The sequence below is a fragment of the Desulfosporosinus metallidurans genome, assembly GCF_001936615.1.
Taxonomy (GTDB): domain Bacteria; phylum Bacillota; class Desulfitobacteriia; order Desulfitobacteriales; family Desulfitobacteriaceae; genus Desulfosporosinus; species Desulfosporosinus metallidurans.
Window position 1 is genome coordinate 18,237 of record NZ_MLBF01000028.1, and the last position, 15,789, is coordinate 34,025.

Genomic DNA, 15,789 nt, shown 5'->3' on the forward strand with positions numbered 1-15,789 from the left:
GAGAAGTGAAATAAGTAAGTATTTGTTTCAGTTCGCTCACGTCGGTTGCAGCCGATGTGGGCTTTTTCATTTTTAAGCTTAATCATCTTAAAACTCCTGATCTACTCTCGAAGGAATTCCCTTGATGATACCCTGATTTATATGCTGAACTAACACCTGCTCGAATTGAGCTCCCCCTACTACTACTCTTTTTTAGTCCTAGTTTTCCGATGGCATCCTCAACAATTTTGTCTCTGACAAGTACAAGACCCCAATTGTTTTGCTTTACTTGCTGTTTAAATTTAGCTTCAAGACCCCGAATAAACCCCTGTAACCAGCTATTCTTGATTTGCGTTGTTGAGAAACCAGAGCCTTTGTTTTCTTTAACATATTGAGAAGAATAATAAGTCATGGCCTTTAGAGCATAAGAGATAGTTTCTTTTGCAATCTCAACATCTTCCTTAAGTCCAATTAGACATAAATGACTATTATTACGATAAGTGAAACGTCTTACGAAAAATTTACAACGAAAGTTATTCGAAATGATTCTTATCAAATCTTTTTCCCACCACATCTGACGCTTTTTATCAGATACAGTAACTTCTACAGCCTCCTTTTTAATTTCATTTCCTTCAGTAAGATTGACATCATCCATGCACAAATTGTTCTCGACCATAATCCTTTGAGCTATCAGCATAGCCGTTTCGGCTTCCTCAACCGATGGATTATTGTTGGCCTTAGCTAGAACCTTCCGGAGCTTCTCAAGAATTTTTTCATTTGATGCCAAGAATTATCCCTCCTAAATTTACAGTCTTACAGGCTTACCTTTAAGTAATTCATCCTGAATTCGTCGATTATGGGTTAAAGCATAATAAGCGTAGGATAGTTCTGTCTGCGGATTAATGGTTTCAGTTTCAAACGGCTTTGGGGCCATTCTATACATCCCCCAGTAACCTGACTTATTGACGATAACTCCAAGCTTGACGCCGTGAATCTCAATATTAAAATTGTGTCTCATTTTGGTTCAACTCCATTGAAAATTACTTTTTAGGAAGATAAAAACCTATCTCATGCTTCCTTGATAAGGACATAAGCTTATTGGTTCTTTAGTCTCATGGTTAAAACTTATATTTCGTGGTAAAATATGGTTACTCCTTGGAGGCCTTTAAAACCTTAGTATCCTTGGATGCGCCATGACCACCTGTGAGAATAGCTTTAGCCAAGATACGTGCGTAAAGAGTTTTAAGATGTGATTGCTCCTCTTGTTTGAGTTGACCCCAATTACTCGTGATAGTGACAATTGCCGCCATGGTTATCACCTCGGGCTGATTTTTCAAGGTTCTTAATTAATTCAGGTTGAGTTTCTGGTAGCACGTACTCAAATTATTTGACCATTGGTTTCTATCCACTTCCGGAATAGATCACGTGAAATCCGGATCTTTTTTCCAAACCAGACACAAGGGAAGCCGTCCTGCTTAGCAAGTTTATATATCTGTACTCTGCCAATCCTTGCAATAGCAGCAGCTTCTTCAGAAGAAATTACCTCTGGCAATCTATCCCAGCTGACTGGTTCTTTCATCTTTATCCAACCTTTCTATTTAATTAGAATTTAACATAATCATATGGAAACTAAAATGAACATAAACTGCACAAAAACTGAACATCATGATTTTCACAAAGGGAAATTAATGACTAGGGCTACTTGTAGTTAACCTGAGAAGATCTCAGTTATTGAGTGATTTCTAGTCATGTCTTTTTTCGATGTTTTTTATGTTTAAATACACAACCTCTTTTCTGGTATCGTTTTAAACTTGTTAGGCAGATATATTCGCCTCGTTACTGGCGGGATCTTTGCATCCCGTAAGGTTTAGTGTCGAGGTAACATTTTTCGGACACATATCGTTTCCCGATGATTCAAAAAAAATGTCTTCGACCAGAACCCCATAAAAATCAGCAATTTTCTTGGCTAAATATAGGGATGGAGTTCTTTCCCCCCTCTCTACCATACCAAGCATTTGAGGTGTAATGCCGATTTTATTTGCTATTTTGGGTCTAGGAAGATTGTTTCTTAGCTTTATTAATTTTTCTCTCTTGTTCAAGTTCTTCCCTCCTTTCTATCTCGGAAACATATTGTGTCCTAATGCTTTAATTATACGGACACGTATTGTTTCTGTCAATACAGTTTAGAAACTTTTCGTGTCTTTTGTGGTAGCGAAACAGAACGTGTCTTATAATATAACTATACCTAGGAGGGATATATGTGGAAACATACTTTTTGCCTCAGCGTTTAAAAAATCTCCGTGAAATCAAGGACCTTACCCAATATGACCTAGCTAAAGCACTGGGATTTTCGCGCGGACAAATAGCTAACTATGAACAAGGAACGAGAAGGCCTGACCCCCCTACCCTCCAGCGTCTTGCAGATTATTTCGGTGTCAGTGTAGACTATCTACTTGGTAATACGGATAAAACCCAGCCCAACTTGTCTTCGCCATTAGAACAACAATGGCCGGAAGGCACAAAAGTCCTTTTACGTGCTCATAACAAACTTACACCGGAAAAAAAGCGCAAAATGCTAAGACTTATAGAAACTTATATCAACGAAGAAGAGGATGACGAAGACTAAACTCATTATATTTTTCACTTTGTCTAATCTCTTTTAGATAATGCATTAAGGGGTTGGTAAAGGAGAATTTAGAATTTTAGGGATTAATACTGAATAATGATCATCCTTAGATGCAAATGTAAAAATCAATATACAAATATTTGCAAAACTCATTTTAAAATTTTTAATTTTAAAATGAGTTATTCTAAAGAAAAGAGATTTAATACAGAAGAAGATGAATAGTAATTTCAAAGTTAGAAGTAGCTATGTACATGATACAGCTAATAAGTTTCTAAATAATATCGCTTTTACCCAACCACCAATACCTGTTCTCTCGCTAATTAAACAATATGCAAAACTAAAATGGCATGCAGATGCTTGTGAGGGGTTTATATACTACGATCCATTTCGGCGTAAAAAGAAATACATTGTAAGCATTGATAAAGAAATGATTAAGGGGCGTACAAATTGGACAATAGCCCATGAATTGGGGCATATTATTCTTAATCACTTTATAGAATTTGATATTGATAACTTAAACGACGAGGAACATGATATCCTTGACAGGGAAGCAGAAATTTTTGCGCGTGAATTACTTATGCCAAGAGAATGGGTGAAATCAAATTGCGAACATCCACTTACGATAAGTATACTTGCTAAGTTAAAAAATCTGTTTGATGTATCTTGGCAAGCAATAACCTATCGTCTCGATGAATTAAATATTTATTCTAAGGATTATGTTTTATCATTACATGAAGCTAGGAAAATCGAAAAGGAAACTTAAACACTGTATATGGTCAGCGATCCGGAAGTAGTTAATGGTGATTTGAACCTTTGTACATATGATAAAAAAAGTGTGATGGAGATGGGGTCAATAAAGATTGTGGAAGTTGATGAGAATTTCAGATTTTTAACTTGTCCTTTCTGCGAAAATACTGTTTTCTCGCATGATGCAAGATTTTGTAAGCGCTGTGGTTCCGAATTATTTAATTTTTGCACAAATGCTCCTGATAGTGATTCTGAATGGTGTGGGCGTCCAAATGTTCCAGATGCATTTTACTGTGAATTTTGTGGATCAATTACAAGAATTGGTCAAGCAGCAAACAATAATTTTTCAAAAGAAGTAGCTATAACGATTAACAATGACGATAATGAACCATTTTAAATTATTGAAGCTTAATCCTCTTTGCTCTCTTCTTGAACAATAGATTGTTCATTTAATGAAATCGTTTTAAGAGTTTTAATTAATGTTTCGTCTTTTCCTGTATTTTTAAGATAGGAGCTTATTAAAACATTTGCATATCTACGGCATAGGCAATCCTTTTGTGCCCTGGTGAGATGATCCCAGTTACTTTCAATCGTGATAATTACTTTTGCCATTAGTCTCACCCCCACAACAATCCTATGCGTGGGGGCCTATTTATTGGGCCTATCCTAGACTAGGAGTGAATTAATTTTGATTGTAGCTATTTACGTTCGCGTTTCTACCGACCAACAAGCCGAAAAAGGATATAGTCTCGATACCCAACTTTCTGAGTGCCGAAAGAAAGCCCATGAGCTTCCCAACGCTTTGAGCGTGGAAGAGTTTATAGAGGATGGCTATTCAGGTGCTTACTTGGAGCGTCCCGCCTTAGATAGAATGCGCAATGTATTAAGAGAAAAACGTTTTGGTGCTGTAATCGTTTATGATCCAGACCGGCTAGCTCGTAACCTTACTCATCAGCTATTAATAACGGATGAAATAGAAAGTAGTGGTGCACAACTCCACTTTGTAAATTTTGAATGGCAAAATACCCCGGAAGGAAAACTATTTTACAGCATCCAAGGTGCTGTAAGTGCTTACGAACGCGAAAAAATCAGGGAAAGAATGCAACGGGGGAAACGTGGTAAGGCCTTGTCAGGCAAGGTCATAGCTAATAATCGACCTTATGGATATAGCTGGGATGCGGAAAACTCTATTTATACGATCAACTCTAAGGAAGCTGAAATGATTCGTCAGATCTTCTCGTGGGTAGTTGATGATCATATGGGTATAAGGGCTATTGCAACACGCCTAGCCAAGTTGCAGTATCCCACTAGAACCGAAAAAAACAGTTGGAGCATGGGAACGGTACATGACATCATCCGTCGTGAAACGTATGCCGGTATACATTGGGTAAATAAAGAATATAAAACTAAGATAGGCCAAAATAAGTTTAAAAGGGGTACCAGGAAGCCTTCAGAATGGATCGCAGTTCCCGTACCTGCAATTATACCCCGTGAGACTTGGGAAGCCGCACAGAGGCAATTACAAATCAATAAACGCATTACAAAACAACCTTTTGACTATCAATACTTATGCCGCAATCTAATTGTCTGTCCCCTCTGTGGCCAACATATGCGATCTGTGCTGAGCGGCGGAAGACGCAAACCATATTACGTGTGTAAAACAGGTAGATCAATCAGTGGTAAGTTTAACTTAGTATCTACAGAAAAATGTCCCGCTCGACAGATACCAGCCAAAGATCTGGACGAAAGTGTGTGGGTATATATATCTGGCATCCTTAAAAACCCTGAAATAATGTCTGATGAATTAAGTAAATCAAATAAACAAGAAGATAATAATTCTCTTCAAGAAGCTATTTTACGTCTTAACGCTAAAGAAGAAAGGCTACATCAAGAACGAGACAAAGTAACACTACTCTTCAGACAAGATCTCATTGACCTAAGCATGGTAGAAAAACAACTTACCGAGATAAAAAATTCCCTTGCAAATATAAAAACTCAAAGAAAGATCCTTGAAAAGGATTTAGAGGATAGTTTCTCTCCAATAAGACCTGATAACCTTATGGCCAAATTTAAGGACCTTGTACTCTTGGCCGACACGGAAGACCCAAATTTAAGACGTCACGTTATTTTGAGTGTGGTAAAAAAAATCGAAGCCCAAAGAATAGACCAACGTAACGTTGGTCTAAGCCTGGGCGCCGAAATCAAGACAAATATCACCTTTGGTTAAATGAGCTGAATTGTATGATATAGGCTAATGTTAGTCAATTATATTCCCTCGTGATATAATTAGCATGTACAACTCTACAGGGCAGGGTGGGCGGCCAAATCTCCCGAAAGGGGGTGAGGCTTATGAGTGTGTATCAAACAATATCACTAATGATTGCATTTGCGACATTAGTCGTTTTGATACTTAAGACAAAGCAAAAGTAGCCCACCTGTCAAGCGAAGGCTACCTTTGCTTTTCCCCTAATTAGTCGCCCATTTCTGCGGCTGAGTTGTACAGCCAGGATGTTAGCGCATCCTGGTTTTATTTTATGCAAGTTCTTCTGAATTAATTATATATCCCTTTAACATATTGAGCAAGTGCGCTAATAGCATCTATCATACATCTTTCTGTATGAGCAACTGTCATGCCTCATGTCATCTACTTGCACTCTGATCTTGTAAAAAGCCGCAGAACATCAAATAATCTTGCTGCCAATCAAAAGCACTTTCGGCTTGAACGTCTTGACATCATCATCGCCATGAATATTGCGTTCTTGGTAAATGCCGCGATGGTTATCGTTTCCGCTTCAGTGTTTTACTCGGAAGGCTTGCCGATTGATACGATCGAAGAAGCTCACCGTTCTTTGACTCCCCTTCTCGGATCCTTATCAAGCGGAGCTTTCGGTTTGGCACTTCTAGCATCTGGCCTGTCTTCCTCAGCCGTTGGGGCAATGGCGGGAGAATGCATGATGAAAGGATTTATTGGCCTTGATATTTCGCCCAATGTCCGCCGTATCATTACTGTCATTCCTGCCCTAGTCCTTTTAGCCCTTGGTTTTAACCCTATGACAATCCTTATTATGAGCCAGGTGGTCCTGAGTTTTGCCCTTCCGTCTGCAGTTATTCCCTTACTCTTGATCACTAAACGCCAAGATATTATGGGAGAAATGGTTAATCGGAGAGTAACAAACTGGATTGGGGTAATCGTAGTTAGTATCATTATTACGTTAAACGCTGTTTTGCTCTATATGACGTTTAATACCTAAACGAGCATTCTTGTTCTATCCTCTTAACTTCATCAACCAAAGCGAAGCGAAAAGCACCTCTTCGAGCCTAAGAGGTGCTTTTCGCAGGATTTCTTTATTTTTTGAGATCTGCAACATATTGTGATACAGCTTGTATTTCCGTGTCACTCAGTGTACCTGCATAAGCCGGCATTGTTCCTTTACCTTTCTTAATCACATCAGCCACTTGGGCTTGAGTCCTCTTTTCAGAAGTTAAAACTGGGCCGGAAGCACCTGCACCGGCTGCACCATGACAACCTGCACAATTTTTGTCATAAACATCTTTTCCACTACCAACCGTTGTCGTAGTCGAGGAAGGGGTAAGGGTCTGACATTTCTTAATTACAAAATTCGGGATATCTCAATTTAGAATAATTTCATTGTCTTAGCCGTTTCAGTTAATTCGGCTCGGAAATCCGGATGAGCAATGGCAATTAGGGCTTGGGCCCGTTGTTTTGCGGATTTGCCCCGTAGCTGGGCTACGCCATATTCTGTAACAACGTAGTTCACATCATTTTTTGAAGTTGTAACGGCGGAACCCGGTGTAAGAGTTGGAGTGATCCGTGAGATCTTTCCATCTTTCGCCGTGGAAGGAAGAACGATAAAGGATTTACCACCTTTGGAACGATTAGCTGCCCGCACGAAGTCAGCTTGACCGCCCGTTCCACTGTATATGGTACTGCCCATACTCTCTGAACAGCACTGACCCAAGAAATCAACTTGCACAGAGGCATTAATTGTGACTAAATTATCATTCTGCGCGGCAAGGAATGGATCATTCGTAAAGTCAACAGGATGCATCTCCAACTGTGGGTTACGGTTCATAAACTCATAGAGTCGCTTAGATCCAAGGGCAAATGTCGCTACGACCTTTCCTGGTAAGTAATTCTTCTTAAGGTTATTGACTGCACCGCTTTCAATTAGGGTCAAAATCCCATCCCCGACCATTTCCGTATGAATCCCAAGATCATGTTTATGAGTGAGTTGTACCACAACAGCATCTGGAATTCCGCCGAATCCGATTTGAATCGTAGATCCATCATCAATAAGGTCTGCCACATATTTTCCGATCGCTTCCTGAACCGGGCCGATTTTTGGGAGCGCAACTTCCGTCAATGGGGTGTTATCTTCCACAAGAGCTGAAACCTGAGAGATATGAACCAGGTTGTTTCCATTGGCAAAAGGAACGTTTTGGTTCACTTCTAAAACAACATTGCGGGCTTTTTCAATCGCAGCTAACGTATAATCCGTTCCTAAGCTAATAGAGAAATACCCATGTTCGTCCATTGGGGAGGAAAGACTAAAGACAACGTCAACTGGAAGAAGACCATCTCGAATCATTCTTGGCATTTCGCCAAAATAACTGGGGATGTAATCAATCCATCCTTGCTGGGCGCCTGCACGTGTAGGGCCGCCTAAGAAATACGATAGATGGCGGACGTGATCAACTGTTTCAGGGTCAATATAGTCAAACTTTCTGAGGGGAAGTATCTGGCATATTTTGACATCATTTAATTCTCTGCGATGCTCTGACAAAGTTGTCAAAAGTGCTGGCGGTTCGCCAGCCCCAGTCGGCACACTGAGAAAATCCCCGTTCTTCACTAGTTTAATTGCCTCTTCTGGAGTTATAAGCTTTTCCCGGTATAGTTCATTAACCTTTGACATTTTCTCTCACCCCACGTCTTCTGATTTTCTCTCTAGTCTCAAAAACAATTCTTATGCGAACACCCAAATACATCATACCTAGATAGCTCAGGATCGTCAATACTATTATTGTATTATTCTAATATATCTGAATATTTTCACTTAATTTTACACCTTTCACCCTTCATCGTTTCTTGCTTAGGCTTAAAATCTCCTCACATAAATATCTGCAGCACTGTTGGTAATCCCTCGGACATGTATTGATATCAAGATATAGTTGTGTTATGCTAAAGAAAAAATATTGTCATTTTAGGTGCCCTTTGGGGAGAATAGGGAAGTTCGGTTTAAACCGACGCGGACCCACCACTGTATTCGATGAGCTTCGTAAATCACTGGCACTATGCTGGGAAGGTTACGGATTAAGCGATGATTCGATAGCCAGGAGACCTGCCTAAAATGTTAACGTCTTCCTACAAACTAGGGAGCGGCGGTGATGACGGTAAAGTCCCGACCACAGAGAAATTTGTGGTCGGGACTCTATTATTTTCCAACGATTAAAAAGTGACAATGAGAGGGGAAAAAACCATGGCAGATTTAACAGAGGACCAATTATATGCCCGACTTCAAGAACTCATAGGGAGGATTTCAGACCTTGACGAGGAAGCGATGACAACGATCCAGGGACGTTTAGATTCGCTCACAAAACCCCAAGGAAGCCTTGGTCAACTAGAAACTTTGGCTAAGCAGCTCGGTGGCATCCAACGGACCTCCAGCCCGAAAATTCTTAAGAAAGCGGTCCTCTTAATGGCAGGAGATCATGGAGTCGTTGAAGAAGGGGTAAGTGCCTTTCCACAAGAAGTAACCCCTCAAATGGCGTATAATATCATGAGTGGGGGCGCGGCCATCAATGTTCTGACTCGCCAAGCGAAGGCCGATGTTTTTTTAACCGATGTCGGTATTGCTTTCCCCTTAGAGGGAGATATTATCCACAAACGTGTTGCCAACGGGACAAAGAATATGGCCAAAGGCCCAGCCATGACACGGCAAGAAGCCCTGCAAGCTCTCCTAGTGGGCGCAGAGGTTGCCGCTGAAAAAATCCAAGCGGGATATAACCTTTTTGCCACCGGAGAACTCGGTATCGGCAATACCACACCCAGCTCAGCTATCGTCGCCCTCCTTACCAATTCCTCCGTTGAAGATGTCGTTGGACGCGGAACCGGAATCGATGATGCCGGCTTAATTCGGAAACGCAGCGCCATTGAAAAAGCCATTGAAGTTAATCAGCCCGACGCAACCGATGCCCTAGATGTCCTTACCAAAGTTGGGGGCTTAGAAATTGCGGCTATTGCAGGTTCTATCCTTCAAGCTGCTGCCAGCCATGTTCCCTTTGTGATTGACGGGTTTATCTCCACTGCTGGCGCACTTATTGCTGCGAAACTCGCCCCAAAGAGCACCGCTTATATGATTCCTTCCCATGGTTCTGTAGAAATAGGCCACTGCAAGGCCTTAGCAGGACTGGGTCTTGATCCGGTGCTTAACCTCAATATGAGGCTTGGGGAAGGAACAGGAGCAGCGATAACCTTTTACATTGTAGAAGCAGCTCTGCATATCCTCGAAGAAATGGCGACCTTTGCCGATGCAGGAGTTAGCGAAAAGTCAAACTAACCCTGGAACTTCAAACAACAAACATTGGGAGTCGGTGAATACTATGTCTCAATTTACACTCATCACAGGGGGTGCGCGAAGTGGCAAAAGCCACTTCGCCGAACTCCTGGCCGCTTCGGCAAAGAGCCCCGTTATTTACATTGCTACTGCCCAAATCTGGGATGATGAAATGGCCCTGCGCGTTAAAAAGCATCAGCAGCAACGTCCGTCCACTTGGCGGCTCATCGAAGAACCTCAGGCTATCCGAGATACTTTGTTTCAACTTAAAGATGAAAACGGGGTAATTCTCCTAGATTGTGTCACCCTTTGGCTTTCGAATCTTCTCCTAAAAGGACAAACCAAACCCGCTGCACCCTCCGAACATACTCCTGAAGAATCCTCATTAGACCCTCAAGAAACTTCGGAACAATTCACTGACCTAGAACCTCAGATTGTAGCTACGGTTAAGGAAGTTGCTCAACTAGCTCAAGAGATTAAACCTCAAGTCATTTTTGTCACCAATGAACTAGGCCAAGGGATTGTGCCGGAATACCCCTTAGCTCGAGCATATCGGGATTTAGTTGGGAGATGCAATCGAGTCCTGGCTCAGAGTGCAAATGATGTCTATTTAGTAGTGGCAGGTTTCCCAATCGAGATTAAACATGCTGGGGAAAAACTCCTTGCTTCCCTGCGCGAGGAGTGATTTATGTGCGCGGTTTTCTTATTGCCCTAACTTTCTTTACCCGCATCCCTCTGCCAGGACCTAAAGACGTTACTGCGGAAGAATTTACTCGCAGTTATCGGTTTTATCCTTTGGTCGGACTGGTCATAGGCCTGCTTCTCTGGCTTATGGCGAAACTCTTAATTCCCTTCTATCCTCCTTTAGTTCTAGGCGCTCTCTTGTTGGTCGGCGAGTTAATGCTCACGGGCGGAATCCATCTCGACGGGTTCATGGATAGCATGGATGGTTTACTTTCCGCCCGAAGTCCCGAAAGAATCTTGGAAATCATGAAGGACAGCCGAGTCGGAGCTCACGCCTCAATGGCCCTCGTAGGCTTATTACTGCTAAAATTCACGTTGCTTGCCAGCTTAACGTCCCCTCGGGTTTCCCTCCTCCTTGTAGTGCCCATGATCTCTCGCTGGGTATTCCAAATAGGAGTTATCGGATTTCCCTATGCCCGCGCCCAGGGCCTTGGCAAAGGATTTCATGAAGCCACCCACTGGGTTCCTTTCCTTCTTACTGGGGGAGTCGTTGGTGGGATTTCTTTTCTCCTCGTCGGCTTAGCCGGAATCGTTGCTTTTGCGCTCTCTGTTCTCTTTATAACCCTGCTAGCTTCCAGAATTTCTTCTCTTTTAGGGGGATTAACTGGAGACCTGTACGGAGCCATGATCGAACTTTCGGAAGTTATATGCTTATTGGTAGCTTTCCCTTTTCTCAAATAAGACAAAGACTTACTGACGTCTTGAATGTAACAGACGCCTCTGCATTACTGCAGAGGCGTTTCTTAACTCCGATCTAAATTAAATTTTACATTTTTATCGACAGTTTACTATCCACTAAACTATTCCCTAACTTAGATGGCAAGGGCACTTTAGGTTCCACTAGAATCTTGTTGGGCAAATTCTCCAAGGCAACGGAAAGCATAAGCTTAATTCGATTTAATTGATTGACTTCGCTGGCACCTGGATCATAGTCGATGGGAGCGATGTTTGCTGAAGGATAAGATCGCCTGAGTTCACGGAACATACCTTTGCCAGTAATATGATTGGGCAAGCAAGCGAAGGGCTGTAAACAGACGATGTTATTCACTCCGCTACGAATGAGCTCGACCATCTCTCCAGTTAGGAACCACCCCTCTCCCGATTGGTTGGCCAATGAGAGATGTTGTTGGGCATATTTGGCGATCTCTGCGATGGGTTTAGGAGCTTCGAAGCGCTTACTGGCTGTCAAGGCCTTCTTCATTTCTTTGCGATAGGATTCAATTCTATTAATGGAGAGCTTACCGGCCACCATGCCCCAAAAACTACCGGATAGTTTTTCATACTTAATGCTATTATCAAAAGCACTATAGAGAAGAAAGTCAGCTAAATCCGGAACGACCGCTTCAGCTCCTTCAGACTCCAATAGTTCCACAATATTGTTATTGGCTGTAGGGTGGAATTTAACAAGGATTTCGCCGACGACTCCAACCTTTGGTTTGACCAGATCCTCATGTAGTTCCAAAGTATCAAAGTCCTTAACAATTTGGCGAAGATTTTCGTTGTAGTCCTTTTTAGTTCCATTTTTCAATGATTCTTGGCAGTGCTGAACCCAATACTCATATAAGCGATTGGCGGAACCCGGTACCTTCTCGTAGGGACGCACTCGATAGAGAACCCTCATCAGGAGATCCCCGTAGATTAACCCTCTCATCAACTTGTTAAAAATAGGAATTGTGAGTTTAAAGCCTGGATTACTCTCTAAACCAGATGAAGTTCCTGTATTTAAGCCAATCACCGGGATCTGTTCCATATTGGCATCTCGCAAGGCCTTTCTGATAAACGCGATGTAGTTGGTCGCTCGACACCCTCCGCCTGTTTGAGAAATGATAACTGAAGTGTTACTTAAATCATACATCCCGGATTTCAAGGCTCTCATCAACTGCCCAACAACGATGATGGCCGGATAACAGGCGTCATTATGCACATACCTTAAGCCTTCATCAATGGCCGATTTGTCAACTGAAGGCAAAACTTCAATATTATACCCATCACCCACAAAGGCTGTCTTGAAAAACTGGAAATGAATCGGGGACATCTGGGGTACTAAAATCGTGTGTGTTTTCTTCATCTCTTTAGTAAATAACACTTTTTGTGGCTTATCATAGAGTTTTTTAGGGGAGAAATTTCTCTTATCTCGCTCGTTGATGGCCGCAATTAGGGAACGAAGACGGATTCTGGCGGCCCCTAGATTGTTGATCTCATCGATTTTTAAAACCGTATAAATTTTGCCAAAGGACTCTAGGATTTCTTTGATTTGATCCGTGGTGACGGCATCAAGACCACACCCGAACGAATTTAGTTGAATTAACTCTAGATCGTTCTGCTCCGCAACATAGCTAGCCGCAGTATACTCTCTGGAGTGATACACCCATTGATTGACGACCCGCAAAGGTCCCTCAATTTTGCCAAGATGCTGGATAGAATCTTCGGATAAAATTGCGAACCCATAAGACCCTATCATTTCAGGTATACCGTGGTTAATTTCGGGATCGATATGATAAGGTCTGCCCACAAGTACAATTCCCTTAATCCCGTTTTTTCGAATATAGCGCAGGGTTTCTTCTCCTTTAAGTCTTACGTCATCCTTATACCTATCCTGTTCAGCATAAGCCTTAGTGAGGGCACTGGCTATCTCTTGCTTGGGGATTCCTTCAGGTGCTAACTCTTCAGCCAAGCGTTTTAGCATTCTACTCGGCATATCCAGCGGCAAGAAAGGGTGATAAAACGTAACATCTGATTCACGGAGAATATCCATGTTTGCATTGATGGTTTCGGGGTAAGAGGTGACGATGGGACAGTTATAATGGTTGTCTGCTAACGGATCTTCCGCTGGGGCGTAAGGAATGCAAGGATAAAATATCTTATTAACCCCTTTTTTAACTAAATTAGCAATATGTCCATGGACAAGTTTGGCGGGGTAACAGGCTGAATCGGAAGGGATCGTATCCATTCCCAGCTCATAGAGTTGCTTTGAGGATCGACCAGATAGGATGACTTGGTAACCCAGTTCCGTAAAAAAGGTAAACCAAAAGGGGTAATCTTCATAGATATTTAAGACCCGGGGAATTCCCATAGTCCCTCTCCTAGCCTGTTCTTTGGTTAAAGGCTTGTAGTTAAAGACTCTTTGATACTTATATTCATAGAGGTTAGGAATTACACGTTTAATAACGTCTTTCCCCGCCCCTCTTTCGCAACGGTTTCCAGAAATATAGTCACTTCCGCCTGAGAATTGTTTGACACTAACTAAGCAATTATTCCCACATAATCCACACCGTTTCGTCGATGTTTCTGTCTTGAAGTCAAGTAACTCTTCCCCTTTTACGAGGGCGGATTGATGCCCAATTTCATATCGATCTTGAGCAATCAAAGCGGCGCCAAAAGCCCCCATGATGCCTGCTATATCAGGACGAACCACTTCTTGGCCAGTTATTTTCTCGAAGGCTCGGAGGACCGCATCGTTATGAAATGTTCCTCCCTGCACGACGATTTTTTGGCCGAGTTCCTCAGCACTTCTCAGACGAATTACTTTATAGAGAGCATTCTTAATGACTGAAATAGCAATACCTGCTGAAATATCGCTAATCTCCGCCCCTTCTTTTTGCGCTTGTTTTACTTTAGAGTTCATGAAAACGGTACAACGAGTGCCAAGATCGACGGGATGTCTCGACCCCTGGCTCAACTTAGCAAATTCTTTGACGTCGAGGTTGAGAGAATTAGCAAAGGTTTCCACAAAGGATCCACACCCGGAAGAACATGCTTCATTCAAGGTTATTGATTCAATGACTCCATCCCGGATCACTAAGCTCTTCATGTCCTGTCCACCGATATCTAAAACAAAATCAACACCTGGTCGGAAAAAATTAGCGGCCGTGTAATGGGCTACGGTTTCAATTTCTCCTATATCCACTCTCAGGCCAGCTTTTATGAGATGCTCTCCATATCCGGTAACGGCCGAGTTGACAATTCTAGTCTCTTGATTCAGTTTTCCATACAAGTTCTTTAAAGCTTCAATTGTAGATTCTAAAGGGTTGCCCATATTGCTGCCGTAGTGTGAATACAACAAGCTTCCCTCTTCATCGACCAACGCAATCTTAGTGGTCGTCGACCCGGCATCAATTCCGAGGTAAGCATTTCCTGAATAGTTGTCTAGTTCCACTCGCCTAACTTGATGCAAAGCATGCCTGGCTTTAAACTCTTGATATTCCTCATCATTGGCAAATAAAACTTCTGATTTTCCACCCTCAGTATCATTGATCTCGTAAATCATGGGGGTTCTTTCGTAGAGACACTCTAGGGTAAAAGGCACCTTATCGCGTGAGGACAACGCGGCTCCGATCGCCACAAAAAATTGCGAATCCTCAGGAAAGATCACATTGTTGTTTTCCAGATCTAAGGTTTGAATAAAGCGTTTTCTCAACTCGGACATAAAATGCAACGGTCCACCTAAAAACGCCACATTTCCACTAATAGGATGCCCCTGGGCAAGGCCACTAATCGTTTGATTAACGACCGCCTGTAACACAGAGACAGCAATGTCTTCCTTGGCGGCCCCTTCATTTAACAAGGGTTGCACATCTGTTTTGGCAAATACGCCACACCTTGAAGCAATTGGATAAATCGTCCGATAATTTTTGGCAAGTTCATTGAGGCCTGGGGCATCGGTCTGCAACAAGGTCGCCATCTGATCAATAAATGCCCCCGTGCCCCCGGCACACGTTCCATTCATTCGTTGCTCAATGGATTCCCCGAAATAGGTAATCTTAGCATCTTCTCCACCAAGTTCAATGGCAGCATCTGTCCTTGGAATTACGATTTTAATAGCGTTGGTGCACGCAATGACTTCTTGAATAAAAGGAACCTCTAACTTTTGTGAAATATTGTATCCTCCAGATCCTGTCACCATTAAGGTCAATAAGTGTCCTTGCATAATGGTTTTAGCATCTTCAAGCATCATAACCACTGTATTTCTGATATTTGAAAAATGTCTTAAATATTTTTTATACACTATATTTTTATTGTCATCTAAAACGACAACCTTCACCGTTGTAGAACCAACATCCAATCCAATATTAAAAATTGTACTCATTATCTTCCTCCACTATGTACAACATTAGAAAA

General features: G+C 42.0%; 17 protein-coding genes, 1 pseudogene and 1 riboswitch. Of the genes and pseudogenes, 9 read left to right on the top strand and 9 right to left on the bottom strand.

Annotation, left to right across the window (positions count from 1 at the left end):
- Positions 1–82 precede the first annotated feature (82 nt).
- From DSOL_RS15785 to DSOL_RS15800, 5 genes are all read right to left on the bottom strand, one after another.
- Entirely contained in the window at positions 83–766 is a 684-nt protein-coding gene (locus DSOL_RS15785; RefSeq protein WP_075365794.1) for a DUF2786 domain-containing protein, read from the bottom strand.
- Between the two features lie 18 nt (positions 767–784).
- Positions 785–997: a hypothetical protein gene (locus DSOL_RS15790; protein WP_075365795.1), complete on the bottom strand. Its 213-nt coding sequence runs from the start codon at positions 995–997 to the stop codon at positions 785–787.
- Positions 998–1,127: 130 nt separating this feature from the next.
- A complete protein-coding gene (locus tag DSOL_RS28025) occupies positions 1,128–1,289 on the bottom strand; it encodes a hypothetical protein (protein ID WP_170871531.1) in 162 nt (53 codons plus the stop codon).
- Between the two features lie 68 nt (positions 1,290–1,357).
- Positions 1,358–1,558 (bottom strand): helix-turn-helix domain-containing protein, encoded by a 201-nt coding sequence (locus DSOL_RS15795; RefSeq protein ID WP_075365796.1) that lies wholly within the window; start codon positions 1,556–1,558, stop codon positions 1,358–1,360.
- A gap of 235 nt (positions 1,559–1,793) precedes the next feature.
- Complete coding sequence (locus DSOL_RS15800) at positions 1,794–2,078, bottom strand: helix-turn-helix transcriptional regulator (protein WP_075365797.1); 285 nt, start codon at positions 2,076–2,078, stop codon at positions 1,794–1,796.
- A gap of 161 nt (positions 2,079–2,239) precedes the next feature.
- Here DSOL_RS15800 and DSOL_RS15805 point away from each other — a divergent pair, with 161 nt between their 5' ends.
- The 3 genes from DSOL_RS15805 (at position 2,240) to DSOL_RS15815 (ending at position 3,749) form a co-directional block, all read left to right on the top strand.
- Positions 2,240–2,605 carry a helix-turn-helix domain-containing protein gene (locus DSOL_RS15805; protein ID WP_139314501.1) on the top strand — a complete coding sequence of 122 codons (366 nt, stop codon included), beginning with the start codon at positions 2,240–2,242 and terminating at the stop codon, positions 2,603–2,605.
- Positions 2,606–2,819: 214 nt separating this feature from the next.
- On the top strand, positions 2,820–3,368 hold the full coding sequence (locus DSOL_RS15810; RefSeq protein ID WP_075365798.1) for an ImmA/IrrE family metallo-endopeptidase: 549 nt from the start codon (positions 2,820–2,822) through the stop codon (positions 3,366–3,368).
- 9 nt (positions 3,369–3,377) lie between these two features.
- Complete coding sequence (locus tag DSOL_RS15815) at positions 3,378–3,749, top strand: hypothetical protein (RefSeq protein WP_075365799.1); 372 nt, start codon at positions 3,378–3,380, stop codon at positions 3,747–3,749.
- An 11-nt stretch (positions 3,750–3,760) separates the two neighbouring features.
- Here DSOL_RS15815 and DSOL_RS15820 read toward each other — a convergent pair whose 3' ends face one another.
- Positions 3,761–3,964, bottom strand: a complete 204-nt coding sequence (locus DSOL_RS15820; protein WP_075365800.1) for a hypothetical protein — start codon at positions 3,962–3,964, stop codon at positions 3,761–3,763.
- 76 nt (positions 3,965–4,040) lie between these two features.
- Here DSOL_RS15820 and DSOL_RS15825 point away from each other — a divergent pair, with 76 nt between their 5' ends.
- The 3 genes and pseudogenes from DSOL_RS15825 to DSOL_RS15830 all read left to right on the top strand — a co-directional run.
- Entirely contained in the window at positions 4,041–5,579 is a 1,539-nt protein-coding gene (locus DSOL_RS15825; RefSeq protein WP_075365801.1) for a recombinase family protein, read from the top strand.
- Positions 5,580–5,701: 122 nt separating this feature from the next.
- On the top strand, positions 5,702–5,782 hold the full coding sequence (locus DSOL_RS30070) for a putative holin-like toxin (RefSeq protein WP_427846749.1): 81 nt from the start codon (positions 5,702–5,704) through the stop codon (positions 5,780–5,782).
- A gap of 191 nt (positions 5,783–5,973) precedes the next feature.
- Positions 5,974–6,603, top strand: a pseudogene (locus DSOL_RS15830) (Nramp family divalent metal transporter); the annotation flags it as partial.
- 94 nt (positions 6,604–6,697) lie between these two features.
- On the opposite strand, the gene DSOL_RS15835 reads toward DSOL_RS15830, so the two are convergent.
- Positions 6,698–6,979, bottom strand: coding sequence for a c-type cytochrome (locus tag DSOL_RS15835; RefSeq protein ID WP_083642641.1), 282 nt, complete (start codon positions 6,977–6,979; stop codon positions 6,698–6,700).
- Between the two features lie 8 nt (positions 6,980–6,987).
- A complete protein-coding gene (locus tag DSOL_RS15840; protein WP_075365803.1) occupies positions 6,988–8,286 on the bottom strand; it encodes an acetyl-CoA hydrolase/transferase family protein in 1,299 nt (432 codons plus the stop codon).
- 273 nt (positions 8,287–8,559) lie between these two features.
- Positions 8,560–8,734: riboswitch (cobalamin riboswitch) on the top strand.
- A 116-nt stretch (positions 8,735–8,850) separates the two neighbouring features.
- Here DSOL_RS15840 and cobT point away from each other — a divergent pair.
- The 3 genes from cobT to cobS are packed head-to-tail and all read left to right on the top strand — an operon-like array spanning position 8,851 to position 11,352.
- The gene (cobT, locus tag DSOL_RS15845) at positions 8,851–9,930 is read left to right on the top strand and encodes a nicotinate-nucleotide--dimethylbenzimidazole phosphoribosyltransferase (protein ID WP_083642643.1); all 1,080 of its coding nucleotides are present in this window, start codon (positions 8,851–8,853) and stop codon (positions 9,928–9,930) included.
- Positions 9,931–9,973: 43 nt separating this feature from the next.
- Positions 9,974–10,612 (top strand): bifunctional adenosylcobinamide kinase/adenosylcobinamide-phosphate guanylyltransferase, encoded by a 639-nt coding sequence (gene cobU, locus DSOL_RS15850; RefSeq protein WP_075365805.1) that lies wholly within the window; start codon positions 9,974–9,976, stop codon positions 10,610–10,612.
- Between the two features lie 5 nt (positions 10,613–10,617).
- Positions 10,618–11,352 (top strand): adenosylcobinamide-GDP ribazoletransferase, encoded by a 735-nt coding sequence (gene cobS, locus DSOL_RS15855; RefSeq protein ID WP_075365806.1) that lies wholly within the window; start codon positions 10,618–10,620, stop codon positions 11,350–11,352.
- An 85-nt stretch (positions 11,353–11,437) separates the two neighbouring features.
- Here the strand turns inward: cobS and DSOL_RS15860 are convergent, their stop codons facing one another.
- Complete coding sequence (locus DSOL_RS15860) at positions 11,438–15,757, bottom strand: 2-hydroxyacyl-CoA dehydratase (RefSeq protein ID WP_075365807.1); 4,320 nt, start codon at positions 15,755–15,757, stop codon at positions 11,438–11,440.
- Positions 15,758–15,789 lie beyond the last annotated feature (32 nt).